Here is an 18,895-nt window from a genome sequence, read left to right as displayed (position 1 = left end):
ATAAAAACGATTACAAATATTTATTAAATTCAAAAAATGAATACATATATTGAAAAATTGAACTGGCGTTATGCCACCAAAAAATTCGACCCCTCTAAAAAAGTGTCCAAAAAGGATCTGGAAAATTTATTGGAAGCCACCTCTTTGAGCGCATCATCATATGGTTTACAACCTTACGAAATTCTAGTTGTAGATAATACGGAACTTAGAAGTAAGTTACAACCTGCAGCCTGGGGACAGTCCCAAATTACTGAAGCCTCACATTTAATTATATTGGCCAACCAGTCTACTTTTGGTGAAGAATTGGTCGATGATTATTTGACCAACGTAAGTGAAACCAGAGGCGTTCCAGCAAAAGATCTGCAAGGTTATGCAGATTTTATGAAGTCGAAATTAATGCCCCTATCCGAATCGTCCAAAGCTATTTGGACGGCAAGACAGACTTATATAGCACTTGGAAATTTGTTATCCGCTGCTGCTGATTTAAAAATAGACACATGCCCAATGGAGGGTTTTGACAATGTCCAATTCAATGAAATTCTTGGTTTATCCAAAAAAGGACTTAACGCAGCGGTCCTTGTTGCAGTAGGCTACCGATCCGAAGAGGATAGTACCCAGCATTATAAGAAAGTCCGCAAATCAAAAGAAAATTTAATTACACATATATAAATAGAAACTCTAACACAAATTATCTTAAAATTGGAATTATGAAAAAAAATGCATTAAGTTTAGTATTGGCCGTATTTACAGGTTTAACCGCTGTTGCTTCAACACCAGTGGACAATGAAGTAAAACAAGTAAAAACCACGGAAAGTACCGTTACCTGGAAAGGATATAAAGTAACCGGGTCCCATCATGGAACAATAGCCCTAAAGGAAGGCTCCTTAATTTTTGATGGTGATAAACTAACTGGGGGAGAATTCGTAGTGGATATGCCCACTTTGGTTTCAAACGACCTATCAGGTGAATCCAAAGGCAAGTTGGAAAGACATTTAAAATCTGATGACTTTTTCGGAGTTGAGGCACATTCTACTTCCAAATTGGTATTCAGCAGTGTAAAAGCCACTGGAAAAAATTCATATGAAGTAACTGGAGATCTTACCGTAAAGGGAAAAACGAATCCCGTTACCTTCGACATTTCTGTCTACGGAAACAAGGCAACGGCCACAATGAAGGTTGACCGTTCCCTTTATGACGTTAGATTTGGATCAGGTAGCTTCTTTGATAATTTAGGGGACAAAACCATTTATGATGAATTTGATCTAGTAGTAGATTTGATATTCTAAACGCCTTGATATAGCAATGTTTAAAACCTCACAATTGTGGGGTTTTTTATTTTTTACGTAACACAGGTTTGTAAATTTAAAATTCCTTCTTATATTTGGCCTTCAATGAAGAACATGGTATCAAATACTTGGTGGTGGAGCAACTTACGAACAACATCGTGAGCAAAGCATCATTGTAGTATAACTATATAAAAGGCTTGTCATCACGACAAGCCTTTTTTTCGTTTATCATAGAAATCATAAGCCCTATTGGCGCCTAGTAGTAACAAACAGAATTATCATGAAATACCAATTAGTTTCTCATCATAAAAAAATACTTGCAGACACCATAACCCCCGTAAGCGTTTATTTAAAAATAAGGGATCGTTTTCCAAATAGTATTCTTTTGGAAAGTAGTGACTACCATGCCAATGACAATAGCTTTTCCTATATCTGTTGCAATCCCATTGCTTCCATAAAAGTGGAAAATGAGACTGTCATTAAACAATTTCCAGACGGAACCAAGGAAGAAACCAACATTACGGAACACACGGACATCCCTGGGATTTTACATGATTTTAGTCAAAAATTTGATTCTCAGAACAACAACTTTAAGTTTATCAACAATGGATTGTTCGGATATATGGCCTATGATGCGGTCCGGTATTTTGAGGACATAAAAATCTCCAAAAAAAGCAATAGTTTCTCCATTCCGGACATCTATTACGCCATTTATCAAAATATAGTTGCTATAAACCATTTTAAAAACGAGGCCTATATTTTTGCACATTGTTATGAATCCGAAAATAACATTGGCGAAATAGAACAGATTCTCAGCGCCAAGAATTTTGCTTCCTACAATTTTTCCAAAGAGGGCAGTCCAGAATCCAATTTAAAGGATGAGGAATATAAGGAACAAGTAGACTTGGCCAAAAAGCATTGCAATCGAGGGGATGTTTTTCAACTGGTATTGTCAAGAAGGTTTTCGCAAGAATTCAAGGGAGATGAATTTAATGTATATCGTGCCCTACGATCCATAAACCCTTCTCCCTATTTGTTTTATTTTGATTATGGTGATTTTAAAATTTTTGGAAGTTCCCCCGAAGCCCAATTGATCGTAAAGGAGGGCAAGGCTGAAATTCACCCCATTGCAGGAACTTTTAAAAGAACGGGCAATGATGAACAGGATGCGGAGTTGGCCAAGAAATTAAAAATAGATGACAAAGAGAATAGCGAGCACGTTATGTTGGTTGATCTTGCCAGAAATGATCTAAGTCGCAATGGAACTATGGTAAAGGTTGAAAACTATAGGGAGGTTCAATTCTTTTCCCATGTAATTCATTTGGTATCCAAAGTAACCGGACAAAAGAAAAAGGATATCCCGACCATGAAAGTGGTAGCCGACACCTTTCCTGCCGGTACCTTAAGCGGCGCACCTAAGCATATGGCCATGCAACTTATAGAAAAATACGAAAAAACCAGTAGGGGCTATTACGGCGGGGCTATAGGTTTTATGGATTTCAATGGCAATTTTAATCACGCCATTATGATCCGGACCTTTTTAAGTAAAAATCATCAATTACATTACCAGGCCGGAGCCGGTTTAGTGGCCGCTTCAATTCCTGAAAATGAACTTCAGGAAACATACAACAAATTGGGAGCCCTGACCAAAGCACTTGAAATCGCGGAAACTATATAAAAACGCCTATTAATTTGCCTTGTCCTTTCTTGAAAAAAGAGGCATTTGGCAAGAACAATATAAAATGTTCAACAGAGGACATCAATAGTATGAAAGAGAATACAGATAACAAAACAAATATCAACTCCTTGGGAAAAGGCCAAGGAAAGTCCATTTTGGTTATAGACAATTACGATAGCTTTACCTACAACCTGGTACATTATTTGGAAGATTTGGATTGCATCGTTACCGTTAAGAGAAATGATCAAATAAGTCTGGAGGAAATTGAGGCTTTTGACAAGATCGTTCTTTCTCCTGGCCCAGGAATCCCGGACGAGGCAGGTCTGCTCAAAGCAATTATAGCCATGTACGCACCTTCAAAAAGTATATTTGGGGTATGCCTGGGACAACAGGCCATTGCGGAGGTCTTTGGGGGCTCATTGGTTAATATAGACCAGGTCTACCACGGAATAGCAACCAAAATAAACATTGTAAAAGATGATATTTTGTTTGATGGATTGCCCAAGGAAATTGAGGTAGGACGCTACCATTCCTGGGTAGTAAATCCAGAACTTCCAGAAGTTTTGCAAGCTACCTCTTTTGATGAGAATGGACAAGTGATGTCCTTGCGTCACAAAAAATTTGATGTAAGCGCAGTACAATTTCACCCAGAGTCCGTATTGACTCCCCATGGGAAGAAAATATTGGAGAATTGGGTGAAAAATTAGATGCAATTCATGATTATGAACGAATCATTTCCTTTAACGCACTTTTCAATAACAAAATATAAAAACCGAGATTTACAGCTACGCCCTGCTTATATCTCATCACCAAAGAAATAATGAAAGATATTCTAAACAAACTGATCAATCACGATGTGCTTCCCAAAGAGGATGCCAAGCAGGTTTTGGTCAATATTGCCAAAGGAGATTACAATACGAGTCAGATTGCCGCTTTTTTAACCGTTTATATGATGCGTAGCGTCACTATAGAGGAATTGGAAGGATTTAGGGATGCGCTGTTGGAACTTTGTTTGGCGGTGGACTTATCGCAATACAACCCAATAGACCTATGTGGTACAGGTGGCGACGGCAAGGATACCTTCAACATTTCTACCTTGGCCAGTTTTGTAACGGCCGGGGCCGATGTTAAGGTAACCAAACACGGCAACTATGGTGTATCCTCCAAATGTGGCAGTAGTAATGTCATGGAGTTTTTGGGGATTAAATTCAGTAATGACGCAGGGTTTCTAGAAAAATGTATAGACGAGGCCGGCATTTGTGTATTGCACGCTCCTCTATTTCACCCGGCCATGAAGAATGTAGCCCCAATCCGCAGGGAGTTGGGTGTTAAAACTTTCTTTAATATGTTGGGCCCTATGGTAAACCCCGCCTTTCCTAAGAATCAAATGGTTGGGGTATTTAACCTGGAGCTGGCAAGAATGTACGGTTACCTATACCAAAAGACCGATAAAAACTTTACAGTTTTACATGCCTTGGACGGTTACGATGAAATTTCATTGACAGGAAATACAAAAACCATTACCAACAAGGCCGAGGGAATGTTAAAACCTTCCGATTTTGGAGTGGAAGCCATTTTGGAGTCGGATATAGCGGGTGGGGATAGTATTGAAGAATCCGCACAAGTTTTTCTCAATGTTTTACAAGGAAAAGGTACCATACCACAAAACAATGTAGTCTGTGCCAACGCAGGTATTGCCATAGCCACGGTTAAGGGAATAAGCCCAAGGGAGGGCTTTGAGCTAGCCAAAGAATCCTTGGTCAGCGGAAGAGGGTTGGCAGCCTTAAAAAAATTACAGGCCTTAAGCCAATAACAAATAAAAATTAAACTGCCAAGCCTAGACTGGCGTTATAGTACCCATGAATATACTGGACAAAATAGTTTTGGATAAAAGAAAGGAAGTAGATTTAAAGAAATCGATTATCCCGGTTACCCAATTGGAGGCTTCTGTATTGTTTAACAGAACTACCGTTTCATTGGCAAATGCCCTTAGAAATAGCAATAGTGGAATCATCGCCGAGCACAAACGAAGGTCTCCATCCAGATCGGTCATCAACCAAAACAACAGTGTTACAGATGTCGCGGTCGGCTATGAAAATGCAGGTGCCTGTGGCATGTCCGTTTTAACAGACGGAAAGTATTTTGGAGGTTCTTTGGATGACCTATTATTGGCCAGGGCTTCCGTGCAAATGCCTTTACTTCGCAAAGAATTCATCATAGACGAATATCAACTTTTGGAAGCCAAGGCCCATGGCGCAGATGTAATTTTATTAATTGCGGCCATTTTGACCCGGGCCGAGATAAAAGCATTTTCCGAATTTGCCAAACAATTGCATTTGGATGTGTTGTTGGAGGTTCATGACGAAGAAGAGTTACACAAGTCCCTTATGCCAAGTTTGGATATGCTGGGTGTAAATAATCGAAATCTAAAATCGTTTGAAGTCAGCCTCGACACCAGTAAAAATTTATCCACTTTAATTCCTGACGATTTTGTAAAGGTATCTGAAAGTGGCATAAGTAACATTGAAGCTATTCAAGAATTAAAACCACATGGATACCAAGGATTTTTAATAGGTGAGAATTTTATGAAAACCGATAATCCTGGAGAGAGCGCCTTACATTTTATTAAATCGATTAAATAACAAAATAGCCATGAAACTGAAAGTGTGCGGTATGAATTTGAATACTTTGGAGGTAGCCGCCCTAAGTCCGGATTATCTTGGTTTTATATTTTGGAAACCATCCAAACGGTTTTTTGAAGGAAACATTCCGCAATTGCCGCCTACAATTAAAAAGGTAGGTGTTTTTGTAGATGCCACAATTGAGGAAGTTTTAAAAAATATTGAAACCTTTGGTTTGGATGCCGTTCAATTGCATGGAAAGGAAAGTCCAGAATTCTGCCGCAACCTTAAAAGGTTGAACAATGACCGTACAAAAGCTCCAGGGGCGGCAAACCTTAAAATCATTAAAGTGTTTTCTATCAAGGACGATTTTGACTTTGGTGTTTTGACTCCCTATGAAGAGGTATGCGATTATTATCTTTTTGACACCAAAGGGAAATTACCCGGAGGCAACGGCTATACGTTTAGCTGGGAGGTCTTGAAAAACTATCCCTCCACCAAACCCTATTTTTTAAGTGGTGGAATAGGCTTGGACGAGATTGAAAAAATAAAGCAATTTCAACATAGACCAGAATCAAAATATTGCCATGCCATAGATGTGAATAGTAAGTTTGAATTGGAACCGGGATTAAAGGATATTGACAAATTGAAGAAATTTATAGAAGTAATGGGAATTGAGTAGTGAGAATCCAATACTGAATACTTAGTGCTGAATACTAGATTATAAAACGATGAATTACAACGTAGACGAAAAAGGTTATTATGGAGAATTTGGAGGAGCTTTTATCCCTGAAATGCTCTACCCTAATGTTGAAAACCTTAGGCAGCAGTACCTGAAAATAATGGCAGAGCCTTCATTTAAAAAGGAATTTGACCAATTATTGAAGGATTATGTAGGCAGGCCTTCACCGCTTTATTTTGCGAAGCGTTTGTCTGAAAAGTACAACACCAAAGTTTATTTAAAGCGCGAAGACCTAAATCATACCGGTGCCCATAAAGTTAATAATACCATCGGGCAAATATTAATGGCCAAACGCCTTGGCAAGACCAGGATTATCGCCGAAACAGGTGCCGGTCAACATGGTGTTGCAACAGCCACGGTATGTGCCCTTATGGGAATGGAGTGTATAGTATATATGGGGGAAATAGATATTGCCAGACAGGCTCCCAATGTTGCCCGCATGAAAATGTTGGGTGCAGAGGTAAGGCCGGCACTATCAGGAAGCAGAACCCTTAAGGATGCCACCAATGAAGCCATTAGGGATTGGATCAACAACCCTGTGGACACCCATTATATTATTGGATCGGCTATTGGCCCACACCCCTACCCTGATATGGTAACACGGTTTCAGTCCATTATTTCCGAAGAGATAAAATGGCAGTTAAAAGAGAAGGAAGGCAAAGAGAATCCAGATTATGTTGTGGCATGTATAGGGGGTGGCAGTAATGCTGCTGGGACCTTCTATCATTTCCTACATGAAAGGGAAGTTGGCATTATTGCCGTTGAAGCAGCAGGAAAAGGAGTGGATAGTGGTGAAAGTGCAGCCACTTCCGTTCTCGGAAAAATGGGGATTATTCATGGATGTAAAACCCTGTTGATGCAAACTGTAGATGGGCAGATTACGGAACCCTATTCCATTTCCGCAGGACTTGATTATCCAGGGGTGGGACCCATGCATGCACATTTATATAAAACAGGAAGAGCTGAATTTATTGCAGTAACAGACGATGAGGCCATGCAGGCCGGGATGGTATTGTCCAAATTGGAAGGAATTATACCCGCCATAGAGTCCTCGCATGCCTTTGCCATTCTGGAAACCAGAAAGTTCAAACCAGAGGATGTGGTGGTTTTCAACCTATCTGGTCGAGGTGATAAGGACTTGGACACCTACATCAATTATTTTAAACTGTAAGCCATTTAAACATTCCAGCTTTAGTGGGAATGTAAAAAATAAAGTTAGAATGAACAGAATACACCAAAAACTACAGGCAGATAAAAAAATATTATCTATATACTTTACTGCAGGTTACCCATCATTGAACGATACAGTAAAAATCATTCAAGACCTCGAAAAAAACGGAGTTGATCTCATAGAGATTGGATTGCCCTTTAGTGATCCGTTGGCCGATGGTCCTACCATTCAGGCCAGTTCTACCAAAGCCCTGAAAAATGGGATGACCACAGCGGTATTATTTCAACAATTGAAGGATATTCGGAAATCGGTTTCCATACCCTTGATCCTAATGGGATATTTTAATCCGGTTTTGCAATACGGAGTAGAGGATTTTTGCAGGAAATGTCAAGAAATTGGAATTGACGGACTTATTTTGCCCGATCTGCCATTGGATGTGTACCAGGAAAACTATGAAGCCATTTTTAAAAAATATGGCCTTGTGAATGTTTTCTTGATTACCCCACAAACCAGTGATGAACGAATCCATCAAATAGATGCTGCTTCGGACGGATTCATTTATATGGTAAGTTCCGCTAGTGTTACCGGTTCCCAAGTGGGTTTCGGCAATAATCAGGAAACCTACTTTAAGCGTATAGCGAATATGAAGTTGAAGAACCCCCAGGTAGTTGGCTTTGGAATAAGCAATTCAGAAACCTTCAAACAGGCAACTAATCAGGCAAAGGGAGCAATTATTGGCTCTGCCTTTATTAAATTTCTGACGGAAAATGGAGTAGACAAAATTGGGGATTTTGTAAAAGGAATTCGAAAATAGCCCTATGGAAATTTTAAATAATTGGAAACTAATTTTGCTTTTATGCTTAACCCTCGGGCTGGCTCCCTTTTTTCCCGAACCACATATTCTAGGTAAATTAAAATGGATATTGGGAGGTGCTACTGGAATGAAACCCATGGACTGGTTCGATGTGGTACTGCATGGCTTCCCGTTTGTTTTGTTGTTTAGAATATTGGCCTTAAAAGTCCTTAAAAAGTAATAGTCCAAAGGATTATAGATTCCTGCCTGAGCAGGAATGACATAAAAACATTTAATTCCCTTCAACAACAATTCTACAGATTGAAAAGGGTAATCTTCCTCAATTTTGTTTTTATTCCAATAAACTTATATTCGATTCATACAGAACATTTCACGCGTTGTCATTCCTGCGAAGGCAGGAATCCAAAGGTCTGTAATATCCTTTTAAACACAATTCTTTATTCCTTTCTAAAAGGGCCCTATGAATTGGAACGGGAAGCCTTCCTAAATTTTGTGATTATATCATGGATAATAAACCTGCTACAAACCATCCAATCATTTTCACATTATCATTATCATTCTGCACAAACGAGCACACTGCCCGTCTAAAATTACTTATAAACCATTCATTTAATTTAAGGATAAAGCAGATTGATTATCCAAAATTAACAATTACCTTTAATATAGTAAACCACTAATTCTTAGCCCTTTAAATACCTTAAAAAAGTAGTTGCCCCCTGAATAAGATGAATATCTAAATTGTCATTAATAAAAATGTCATGAAAACAATTCGTTTACTTCTTGCATTACTACTTGTCAGTTCTATTCTAGAAGGACAGACTAAAGAATTCTCCAAAGATTATTTTTTACAAAAAAGCAAAAAACAGAAAACCACTGCCTGGATTTTATTAGGCGGGGGAACGGCAATGGCGATTGGCGGGTTCGCTGCATTCAATACCAGCTGGAATAGTGGTTCCAACAGTTCCACTGATATAGCTGGCATCATTGGCGTAGCGGGAATATTAGTCGATGGAGCCAGTATTCCCTATTTTATCAGTGCTGGCAAAAATAAGAGAACAGCCATGTCCATGGCATTTGACTTTAAACCTATTTATTTAACAGGAGAAAATTTGGTTACCACAAAGCACTACCCAGGGTTAACTTTAAAAATTAAAATTTAGTTTTACACTGGATGAAATCTGGAGGAATGCCTCTAAAAGAATTCTTTATACTGCAAAACCCTGAAATCGATCGTATTGAATTCAGGGTTTTTATTTTTCATTGCTTTATAAGCCTCCAAGCTTCCCACAGCCCTATTGGCAGCACCGGAAGGCGCAGTCAAGGACACTGTTTTTATAATTCTCTCTTTATAAATTGAGGTCTTTGCGGAGGAGCTTAATGAAATTTCTTCCTTTATCCTAGGCAGCCTAAATTGGTGAATACGTGGTACCTCATTGGAAATCAATTCCAGTGATGCACCATGTTCTTTTACATATTTTCTAAAAAAGTATTCAGGACCATTTTTACTATTGCCCCCAGTAAACAAAAGGGTTTCCACCTTGGAAGATTGTTGAAGATAGGCAAACAGGTCTCTCAAAACAATATTCTCCATCCCTAGATCTGAGGCATCGATCTTGGTACGTTCTGCACTTTTCACTATATCACAAATACCGATTTTTTGATCTCTTAAAAAATCCATGCGTTGCTGAATGGCTTTTTCCGTAGTTGCAAAATCCAAATTCAGTTCAAAAATACGATCTAAAATCGGCCATAATTGACCATCACGACTTCCGTAACAAAAATCAACATCCCCTTCCTTTAATTCACCAATAGTAAATCTTGGCGGTGGCAAGGTCCCTACGATCAGCTTTGTGACATCCTCAAATAAAAAAGGTTCGTATGGATGGGTATGAATAAACATTGGGATAGAAGTTAGTCATTATAAAGGACTTTTGATCTTACAAAGGTATAGGCTTAAACAAAGGAATTGCAGGGAATTTCAAAAAAAAATTGAATTACCCCTGCAAGCGGAATACAAAACAAGCAGCGCTTTGCCTTTATTTTAATACCAACACCAAATCCTCGGAATTTACCAAAGACCCTCCTTGCAACAGAACCCTATCCACAATACCCTCTTCCGTTGCTGTAACAGTGGTTTCCATTTTCATGGCCTCAATAACGAACAAGGGCTGGTTCTTTTTTACTTCCTGATTTTTCTTCACCAATACACTGGACAATAAGCCCTGCAATGGAGCACCACACTCTTTAGGGTTGGAGGTATCCGCCTTTACATTTTCAATCTTATCAACTTTTACAGATTTATCCTTAATAATTACATTTCGCAACTGTCCGTTTACCTTAAAGTATATGCTAACGTTACCGGCATCATCTGGTTCACCTCTGAGCATAAGGGAAACAAGTATATTTTTACCCCTGTCCAACTCTACAATGATCTCCTCCCCTATTTCCATGCCGTAGAAGAAATTCTTGGTAGGGATATTCATTACATTTCCATACTTCACATGGTGATTATAGGCATCCGTAAAAACTTTTGGATATAATTTATAGGATAGGAAATCTGTAATAAGCAGTTCACGACCCATTCCCGAGCTGAACTTTCTTTTGAAAGCATTAAATTCCTTATCAAAATCTATAGGTTCCAAATGGGCATTTGGTCTATCTGTAAAAGGTTTTTCGTCCTTTAAAACAATTTTCTGCAACATTGCCGGAAAACCACCTACCGGCTGGCCCAAATCTCCCTTAAAGAAGCCTATTACGGACTGGGGAAAAGAAATGGTATCCCCTCTTTCCAGAACATCCTCCGCCGTTAGCCCATTGCTGATCATATATTGCGCCATATCCCCGACCACTTTGGAGCTAGGGGTTACCTTTACAATATCACCGAACAATTTATTTACCTCTCCGTACATTTTGGTAACCTCAGGAAATTTATCCTCCAATCCCAAGGCTATGGCCTGCCCTTTTAGGTTGGAATACTGTCCGCCCGGAATTTCATGTTTGTACACCTCACCTGTACCGGACTTCAATCCTGATTCAAAGGTATAGTAGTAATTGCGTACAGTTTCCCAATAATTGGAATATTCAGCCAGTTTATCGGTATTCAAGCTGTTCTGGCGTTCGTTAAAACGCAACATCTCTACCACCGAATTAAAATTAGGCTGGGAAGTAAGTCCTGACAATCCACCCAAAGCAACATCCACTACATCCACCCCAGCCTCAATAGCTTTTAAATACATAGCTGCCTGAGTAGAGGAGGTATCGTGGGTATGAAGATGTATAGGGATATTGATTTCCGATTTTAAAGCAGAAATCAATTCGTAGGCGGCATATGGTTTTAACAATCCTGCCATATCCTTTACCCCCAAAATATGTGCCCCTGCGTTTTCTATGTCTTTGGCCAATTGCACATAATATTTGATGTCGTACTTGGTTTTGGAAGGGTCCAAAATATCTCCAGTATAACAAATTGACCCCTCGGCCAATCCACCTGTTTTGGTACGTACATAATCTATACATGGCCCCATGGATTTCATCCAGTTGAGCGAATCGAAAATTCGAAACACATCTACTCCGGATTTATAGGATTCCTCGACAAATCTCTCTATCAAATTATCAGGGTAGGCAGTGTATCCTACGCCGTTTGAACCCCTTATCAACATTTGGAGTAGTATATTGGGCATTGCTTTACGCAACAACTCCAATCGCTCCCAAGGATTTTCCTGTAAAAATCTAAGACAAACATCAAAGGTAGCCCCTCCCCAAACTTCCAAACTAAAAATTTCAGGATGATTCTTTGCGTAACCCTCGGCCACTTTCAACATATCTACCGTTCTCATACGGGTCGCCAGCAAACTTTGATGGGCATCACGCATGGTAGTATCGGTAAAATGAATCTTTTTTTCTTTCTTCAACCACTGGGCAAATTGTTCCGGACCCAATTCGGTTAGAAGGTCCTTTGTTCCTTTGGGATAGGCTTCAGTCTTTGGAAAGGAAGGGACTTTGGGTTTGGAAAAAATATGATCTCTATCCAATTTCTTCACATCAGGGTTACCGTTTACAATGGTTTCCCCTAAAAATTCCACCAATTTATTGGCACGGTTCCGTGGTTCCACAAACTTAAACAGTTCGGGTTCGTTCTTAATGAAATTCACGGTAACCTTACCTTCCCTAAAGGTAGGGTGCTTCAGGATGTTGTCCAAGAAAGCCATATTGGTCTTTACCCCTCTGATACGGAATTCTGCCAATGCCCTACGCATTTTTCTACAAGAACCGTCCAAAGTTCTGCTGATTGCCGATACCTTCACCAACATGGAATCAAAAAAAGGTGATATTGCCACACCCTGATAAATACTACCGGCATCTAGCCTAATGCCCAATCCTGAAGCACTTCTATAGGTTGTGACCACTCCATAATCCGGTTTAAAATCGTTCCCAGGGTCCTCGGTGGTTATTCTACATTGTAGCGCATATCCCGTAACCACTACAGAGGCTTGATCTTGGATTTTAATTTGCTTATCGGATAGTTTGTATCCTCCGGCTATAAAAAGTTGAGCTTTGACCAGATCGATGTTCGTAATCATTTCGGTCACCGTATGCTCTACCTGTATTCTTGGGTTTACTTCTATAAAATAGATACTGCCATCATCATCCACCAAAAATTCGACCGTTCCAATATTATTATAGTCAACGGCACGACAAATATCAATGGCATATTTGTATAGATTATTCTTTGTTTCCTGTGGTAGCCCAATGGAAGGGGCAAATTCTATTACTTTTTGATATCGGCGTTGAACGGAACAATCGCGCTCAAATAAATGCACAATATTTCCATGTGTATCGGCAACGATCTGAATTTCTATATGCTTAGGGTTTTCTACAAATTTCTCCAAGAAAACCGTATCATCTCCAAAAGCGTTTAAGGATTCCCGTCGTGCCTCCGGAAATCCTTTTATGAGCTCATCTTCAGTCCGGATAACCCGCATTCCACGACCACCTCCACCTGAGGCAGCTTTGAGCATTAAAGGGTAACCTATTTCATTGGCTTCTGAAAGAGCAATATCAATATTGGTCAAATCCTTATCACTACTTCGAATAATAGGGATATTGTTGGCCACAGCAACCTCCTTGGCGGTAATTTTGTCCCCCAAAGCCTTTAGTACCGAAACCTTTGGGCCTACGAAAATAATCCCGTTGTCCTCACATTTTTGGGCAAATTTGGCATTTTCGGACAAGAAACCATATCCAGGGTGAATGGCATCCACACTGTTTTCCTTGGCAATTCTGATCAAGGCGTCGATATCCAAATAGGGTTTAAGTGGCTCATTGTCCTCTCCAATCTGATAACTCTCATCTGCCTTGTAACGGTGCAGGGAATAGCGGTCCTCGTAGGTATAAACCCCCACTGTTTTAAGTCCTATCTCTACACATGCCCTAAATATACGTATGGCAATCTCACCCCTATTTGCGACTAATACCTTTTTTATTTTCAAACTTTAACGTTTTAGAATTGCTGAGTTTAACATAATTTTACAATTCTACAAACTTAGCATATTAGGGCTAGGTCGCCAATACGTTAAAAGTAAATCTTTCAAGAAATTTGTTACAAATAAAAATTAGGGGTAAAAAAAGTAGTTTATTTATAACTTGACAATGAGCTATTTATGTTTTAACTTTAAAAAAGATAAAATATAAATACAAATGGGAAAAGGTGATAAGAAATCGAAAAGAGGGAAAATAGTTAACGGTACTTGGGGTGCCCGACGTAAAAGAAAAATTAAAAAAAGACCCACTATAGAAGAAAAGATAAATCCTGGTAAGAAAAAATAAGGCAAAGCCTTTAATTCCAATTAGTCGATACTAAAATTTAGAATAACATCCCCGGCCACGGTGATGCTTAGTCCATAGGTGTAGAACCCATTTTCAAGTGGTGTTTCGCCCACAAAATCTATAGGCTGCAAAATGTAGTTCTCCTCATCCACTTTTATATTTATATAAGCATATTCATAGGCCATTTCATATTCCAAATACCCAGAATAGTCGTCTGGGCCTATATTTTCGTGAAGCATTTCCGCACTGCCCACTTGCACAAGATCATAGGTGACACTGCTTTCATTTTTAATTCTGATATTCACCCCATCCAGGTCATCATCCCGGTCGGAACAACCCATAACAATCACAGCCACCAAAACCAAAAAAGCGAATCGTTTCATAGTAATCTCAATTATATAGTACTTATTTGAAAATAACGCTTTTTTTTCAAAAATATTCTATCGAATAAAAACAGGTTGGTTTTCCTTTAAGGTATGTTCTTTACTAAACATATATCCATCCATATCAAAGCCTCTAACATCCGCTAAGGTTTTGGCATCGGTATCCAATATATAACGGACCATGGTACCTCTGGCTTTTTTCGCGAAAAAACTTATAATCTTTAAATTATCATTCTTCCAATCCTTAAATATTGGGGTAATCACCGGTACTTTTAGATGTTTTTCATCAACAGCACTAAAATATTCGTTACTGGCCAGGTTAAGGAAAAGCTCATTATCCTTCAATTCGGAATTGAGATGGTCTGTAATTTGCTTTTTCCAAAATTCATATAGATTCTTTTTGCGCCCTATTTTCAATTGGGTTCCCATTTCCAAACGATAGGGTTGCATAAGATCGAAAGGCTTTAAGACACCGTACAAACCGGATAATATGCGTAGATTTTCTTGAAGACTTTCCCGTTTTTCCATTGCAATGGTGTAGGCATCAAGACCTTGGTATACATCACCATTGAAAGCATAAATGGCCGGTCTGGAATTTTCCTTAGTGAAAGGCAATGAAAACTGCTGGTTCCTTTCCCAATTAAGTTCTGCAAGGTTGGTCGAAATACCCATTAATTTTGACAAAGCCTTTGGATTTTTTTTTGCTAAAATCTTGTTCAATTGTTCCGCCTCCTTTATAAAATGGGGTTGGGAAAATTGGTTAGTGGGCAGTTTACTTTCAAAATCCAATGATTTTGCAGGTGATATCACTATTTTCATGCTTGGGTCTTATTAAGAGAAAGGTCAAAAATAATGGCTGAATATTGAATAACCTAACCCTTTAAAATCTTGTTTTCAATATTGGTATAAATGAAACCTATTCTGCTTGACTGTGCTTGGCATATTGCTTCCATTTTTCAATACAGTTGGCCATATCCTCAGGAATTTCGGAATTGAACCTCATAAATTTGCCTGAAACAGGATGTACAAATCCCAAGGTTTTTGCATGTAGGGCCTGTCTAGGTAAAATTTTAAAGGCGTTATCCACAAATTGCTTGTATTTGGTAAAAGTAGTCCCCTTTAATACTTTTTCACCTCCATATCTCTCATCATTGAAGAGTGTATGTCCAATATGTTTCAAATGCACTCTAATTTGATGGGTTCTCCCAGTTTCCAATGTACAAGCCAGCATGGTTACATATCCGAGGCGTTCCAAAACCTTATAATGGGTAACTGCCTCCTTGCCCTGCTCCCCTTCTGGGAAAACTTGCATCTGCAATCTGTTTTTAGGATTGCGACCTATGTGGCCTTCAATTGTTCCTGTATCCTCCTCCACATTCCCCCAGACCAGGGCTATATATTCGCGTTCGCTGGATTTATCAAAAAACTGTTTAGCCAAATGCGTCATAGCAGCTTCGGTCTTGGCCACCACCAGTAGCCCGGAAGTATCCTTATCTATTCTATGTACAAGGCCAGGACGTTCGTCGCTGTTTTTTGGCAAATTGTCAACATGGTAGATCAAGGCGTTGATCAAGGTTCCTGAGTAATTTCCATGCCCTGGATGCACCACCATCCCCGCAGGCTTATTCACCACCAAAAGAACATCATCCTCATAGACAATATCCAAGGGTATGTTCTCTGGTGTCAATAAATTTTCATGTGGCGGATGGGCAAACATGACCCGTATATGATCCCCGGCCTTTACTTTGTAATTTTGCTTAACAGCAGCTCCATTTACCCAGACGTTGCCATCTTTTGCGGCCTGCTGAATTTTATTTCGCGTAGCGTTTTCAATGAAATTCATTAAAAACTTATCTATTCTTAATGGGTCTTGGCCTTTAGAAGCTGTAAAACTATGATGCTCAAAAAGTTCCTCCTCATTCAATTCCAACTCCTCCTGTGATTCCATAATTATTCGGACTCTGCCTTAACTTCTGCTCTTGCGGTAATATTACCATTGCCACAAACCAATTCAATTTTTGAAGTTTTGGGCAACTTGTCACCAGGGACAATATATTTTCCTTTGTACTTAATGTTATATACCATATCCTTTCCCAGTTCGTCTACATAAGTAACACGTTCTACCTCCAAACCAACAGCTTTTAGCATAGAACTTGCATTCCTTTGGGTAACCTGAATAATATTGGGAATAGTGACTTTTTTATAACCAGACGGATTAACGGTAATATAAATTTTCCTGTTCTCCTTAACCTTACTACCCGCACGAGGAGTCTGATCTATGATGGAAAACCTTGGATAGGACGGGTTATAATTGGCCGAATCAAGGACCTCATAACGCAATTTTGATTGATCGATCCTCGATCGCATCTCTGTAACCGATAATTTGGCCAAATCCGGAACCTCTACAAACTTACCGTGATTGGTAGTAGTCTTCAGCCACTGCATAGCACCAATAACCAGCAATATGGAAACAACCAAAGCCAATACCAACTGAATCAAAAAAGATTTACTCCTTAAAAAATTAAAAAAATTTCGCATAGTATATTTTCTTGTGTCGCAAAGATAGAAAACCGAACGCTTTTTCTTTACTTTGAATGCATGATATTTGTTTATTGATTTTGGCGGGCAGATTGCTTTAAAAATATACCCTTAAATTAATGGTATTCTTAAATCGCACTTGCGGACCAATAACTTGAATAACGTTCTAAATTACCAAGTATTAAAAATTAGATTCAAAGAATGAAAAAAAATATTGCTATTATAATGGGTGGCTACTCTAGCGAGTATAAAATTTCCTTAATAAGCGGTGGTGTCGTTTACGATTATCTGGACAAGGAAAAATTTAATGCCTACAGAATCCATATTTTTAAAGACAAATGGGTCTATGTAGACAACGAGCAAAATGAATATAATGTTAATAGGCATGATTTCACTATACGCCTGGCCTCCGAAATTGTAAAATTTGATTGCGTATTTAACGCCATACATGGTTCTCCCGGGGAGGATGGCCTAATGCAGGCCTATTTTCAACTTATTGGAATACCACAAACAGCATGCGATTACTACCAAGCTGCCTTGACCTTTAACAAGCGTGACCTCTTAAGTGTTTTAAAACCTTACGGGATTAAATCCGCTCCTTCATATTATATGAATTTGGGCGACCCCATTAATGAAGATGCAATCATAGAAAAAGTAGGTTTGCCCTGTTTTGTAAAAGCCAATAAAGCGGGTAGTAGTTTTGGTATTTCCAAAGTATATAAGAAAGAAGAATTGTTAAAGGCCATTGAGAATGCTTTTCTCGAAGACAATGAAATACTTATAGAATCATTTTTAAATGGAACCGAAGTTTCTGTAGGTGTCATCAAATACAAAGGGGAGACCAAAGTGCTTCCAATCACCGAAATAGTTTCGGAGAATGATTTTTTTGATTATGAGGCCAAATACGAAGGAAAATCACAAGAAATAACCCCTGCAAGAATAACCAAGGACCAGGAGGACAAAGTGAGCAAAATCGCAAAAAAGGCCTATGATGTGTTAAAAATGAAAGGATTTTCGAGAAGTGAATTCATTTTTGTAAATGATGAACCATTTATGTTGGAAATGAACACCACCCCAGGGCTTACCACCAAAAGTATTTTGCCACAGCAAGCAGAAATAGCCGGTATTTCCCTTTCAGAACTCTTTGAAACTGCCATTTGGGAAGTTTTGGGAGAAATTAAGTAATTTTAAAAACCAAACCCAACCGTAATTGTGCTGGGTATTTGTACCAACGATCTATTTCCAAGGCTATTAACAGCATTGGCGGAAGATCAACCTTAAAAGCGTAATAATGAAAAGACGTGCCATCTTTCCGGGTTCTTTTGATCCTTTGACCCTAGGACATTATGATATTATAAAAAGAGGCATCACTCTTTTTGATGAACTCATAATAGCCATAGGTGTAAATACCGATAAAAAATACATGTTTACCTTAGAGGAGCGCAAAAAATTTATTACAGAAGCCTTTAAGGACGAACCACAAATAAGCGTCCTTACCTATCAGGGACTAACCGTTGACTTCTGTAAAAAAGTTAATGCCGGTTTTATTCTAAGAGGACTTAGAAATCCAGGGGATTTTGAGTTTGAAAAGGCAATAGCCCACACCAATCGAAAGCTATCCGAAATAGAAACCGTTTTCTTGCTTACCTCTTCCGGAAAATCTTACATCAGTTCCTCCATAGTACGGGATGTAATTAGGAATGGTGGAGACTATTCCGGTTTGGTGCCGGATTCGGTAAGAACTAAATAGGATAATTCTGTAATTTTCCATTGTAAGGTAACTGTATGCTTTCTATTAATTTTTGGAGTAATTCCTTGAAACAAGGACTACATTTT

General features: G+C 38.9%; 20 protein-coding genes. 14 read left to right on the top strand and 6 right to left on the bottom strand.

Annotated features, from left to right (window positions below; translation table 11 throughout):
* The first annotated feature begins 36 nt into the window (after window positions 1-36).
* The 11 genes from CWD91_RS19975 to CWD91_RS19925 all read left to right on the top strand — a co-directional run bounded on the left by CWD91_RS19975 (window position 37) and on the right by CWD91_RS19925 (window position 9,472).
* Window positions 37-669 carry an NAD(P)H-dependent oxidoreductase gene (locus CWD91_RS19975; RefSeq protein ID WP_103442749.1) on the top strand — a complete coding sequence of 211 codons (633 nt, stop codon included), beginning with the start codon at window positions 37-39 and terminating at the stop codon, window positions 667-669.
* 38 nt (window positions 670-707) lie between these two features.
* The gene (locus CWD91_RS19970; RefSeq protein WP_103442748.1) at window positions 708-1,286 is read left to right on the top strand and encodes a YceI family protein; all 579 of its coding nucleotides are present in this window, start codon (window positions 708-710) and stop codon (window positions 1,284-1,286) included.
* A 280-nt stretch (window positions 1,287-1,566) separates the two neighbouring features.
* The gene (locus CWD91_RS19965) at window positions 1,567-2,964 is read left to right on the top strand and encodes an anthranilate synthase component I family protein (RefSeq protein WP_103442747.1); all 1,398 of its coding nucleotides are present in this window, start codon (window positions 1,567-1,569) and stop codon (window positions 2,962-2,964) included.
* Window positions 2,965-3,053: 89 nt separating this feature from the next.
* On the top strand, window positions 3,054-3,671 hold the full coding sequence (locus CWD91_RS19960) for an anthranilate synthase component II (RefSeq protein WP_103442775.1): 618 nt from the start codon (window positions 3,054-3,056) through the stop codon (window positions 3,669-3,671).
* Between the two features lie 113 nt (window positions 3,672-3,784).
* Complete coding sequence (trpD, locus tag CWD91_RS19955) at window positions 3,785-4,777, top strand: anthranilate phosphoribosyltransferase (RefSeq protein ID WP_103442746.1); 993 nt, start codon at window positions 3,785-3,787, stop codon at window positions 4,775-4,777.
* A 46-nt stretch (window positions 4,778-4,823) separates the two neighbouring features.
* Window positions 4,824-5,606 (top strand): indole-3-glycerol phosphate synthase TrpC, encoded by a 783-nt coding sequence (trpC, locus tag CWD91_RS19950; RefSeq protein WP_103442745.1) that lies wholly within the window; start codon window positions 4,824-4,826, stop codon window positions 5,604-5,606.
* A 10-nt stretch (window positions 5,607-5,616) separates the two neighbouring features.
* The gene (locus tag CWD91_RS19945; protein WP_103442744.1) at window positions 5,617-6,267 is read left to right on the top strand and encodes a phosphoribosylanthranilate isomerase; all 651 of its coding nucleotides are present in this window, start codon (window positions 5,617-5,619) and stop codon (window positions 6,265-6,267) included.
* Between the two features lie 49 nt (window positions 6,268-6,316).
* A complete protein-coding gene (gene trpB / locus CWD91_RS19940; RefSeq protein ID WP_103442743.1) occupies window positions 6,317-7,498 on the top strand; it encodes a tryptophan synthase subunit beta in 1,182 nt (393 codons plus the stop codon).
* Between the two features lie 49 nt (window positions 7,499-7,547).
* Entirely contained in the window at window positions 7,548-8,312 is a 765-nt protein-coding gene (trpA, locus tag CWD91_RS19935; protein WP_103442742.1) for a tryptophan synthase subunit alpha, read from the top strand.
* A 4-nt stretch (window positions 8,313-8,316) separates the two neighbouring features.
* Window positions 8,317-8,532: a hypothetical protein gene (locus CWD91_RS19930; protein ID WP_103442741.1), complete on the top strand. Its 216-nt coding sequence runs from the start codon at window positions 8,317-8,319 to the stop codon at window positions 8,530-8,532.
* Window positions 8,533-9,070: 538 nt separating this feature from the next.
* Window positions 9,071-9,472, top strand: a complete 402-nt coding sequence (locus tag CWD91_RS19925) for a hypothetical protein (RefSeq protein WP_103442740.1) — start codon at window positions 9,071-9,073, stop codon at window positions 9,470-9,472.
* 32 nt (window positions 9,473-9,504) lie between these two features.
* On the opposite strand, the gene CWD91_RS19920 is transcribed toward CWD91_RS19925, so the two are convergent.
* The gene (locus CWD91_RS19920) at window positions 9,505-10,212 is read right to left on the bottom strand and encodes a uracil-DNA glycosylase family protein (RefSeq protein ID WP_103442739.1); all 708 of its coding nucleotides are present in this window, start codon (window positions 10,210-10,212) and stop codon (window positions 9,505-9,507) included.
* Between the two features lie 136 nt (window positions 10,213-10,348).
* Window positions 10,349-13,801 carry a pyruvate carboxylase gene (locus tag CWD91_RS19915; RefSeq protein ID WP_103442738.1) on the bottom strand — a complete coding sequence of 1,151 codons (3,453 nt, stop codon included), beginning with the start codon at window positions 13,799-13,801 and terminating at the stop codon, window positions 10,349-10,351.
* Between the two features lie 208 nt (window positions 13,802-14,009).
* On the opposite strand from CWD91_RS19915, the gene CWD91_RS19910 reads away from it, so the two are divergent.
* Window positions 14,010-14,138 (top strand): 30S ribosomal protein THX, encoded by a 129-nt coding sequence (locus CWD91_RS19910; protein ID WP_103442737.1) that lies wholly within the window; start codon window positions 14,010-14,012, stop codon window positions 14,136-14,138.
* Window positions 14,139-14,158: 20 nt separating this feature from the next.
* Here CWD91_RS19910 and CWD91_RS19905 read toward each other — a convergent pair whose 3' ends face one another.
* From CWD91_RS19905 to CWD91_RS19890, 4 genes are all read right to left on the bottom strand, one after another.
* Window positions 14,159-14,521 (bottom strand): hypothetical protein, encoded by a 363-nt coding sequence (locus tag CWD91_RS19905; protein WP_103442736.1) that lies wholly within the window; start codon window positions 14,519-14,521, stop codon window positions 14,159-14,161.
* Between the two features lie 57 nt (window positions 14,522-14,578).
* Window positions 14,579-15,340, bottom strand: a complete 762-nt coding sequence (yaaA, locus tag CWD91_RS19900) for a peroxide stress protein YaaA (protein WP_103442735.1) — start codon at window positions 15,338-15,340, stop codon at window positions 14,579-14,581.
* 97 nt (window positions 15,341-15,437) lie between these two features.
* Window positions 15,438-16,469, bottom strand: coding sequence for an RluA family pseudouridine synthase (locus tag CWD91_RS19895; RefSeq protein WP_103442734.1), 1,032 nt, complete (start codon window positions 16,467-16,469; stop codon window positions 15,438-15,440).
* A 2-nt stretch (window positions 16,470-16,471) separates the two neighbouring features.
* Complete coding sequence (locus tag CWD91_RS19890) at window positions 16,472-17,059, bottom strand: PASTA domain-containing protein (RefSeq protein ID WP_103442733.1); 588 nt, start codon at window positions 17,057-17,059, stop codon at window positions 16,472-16,474.
* A 201-nt stretch (window positions 17,060-17,260) separates the two neighbouring features.
* On the opposite strand from CWD91_RS19890, the gene CWD91_RS19885 reads away from it, so the two are divergent.
* Together CWD91_RS19885 and coaD are read left to right on the top strand one after the other, a co-directional pair.
* Window positions 17,261-18,244: a D-alanine--D-alanine ligase gene (locus CWD91_RS19885; protein ID WP_103442732.1), complete on the top strand. Its 984-nt coding sequence runs from the start codon at window positions 17,261-17,263 to the stop codon at window positions 18,242-18,244.
* 106 nt (window positions 18,245-18,350) lie between these two features.
* Window positions 18,351-18,809, top strand: a complete 459-nt coding sequence (coaD, locus tag CWD91_RS19880) for a pantetheine-phosphate adenylyltransferase (RefSeq protein ID WP_103442731.1) — start codon at window positions 18,351-18,353, stop codon at window positions 18,807-18,809.
* Window positions 18,810-18,895: the final 86 nt, after the last annotated feature.

The sequence above is a fragment of the Arenibacter hampyeongensis genome, from assembly GCF_002909255.1.
Classification (GTDB): Bacteria; Bacteroidota; Bacteroidia; order Flavobacteriales; family Flavobacteriaceae; genus Arenibacter; species Arenibacter hampyeongensis.
The sequence above is the reverse complement of the archived record's forward strand: the minus strand, read 5'-3'. Positions and strand labels throughout refer to the sequence as shown.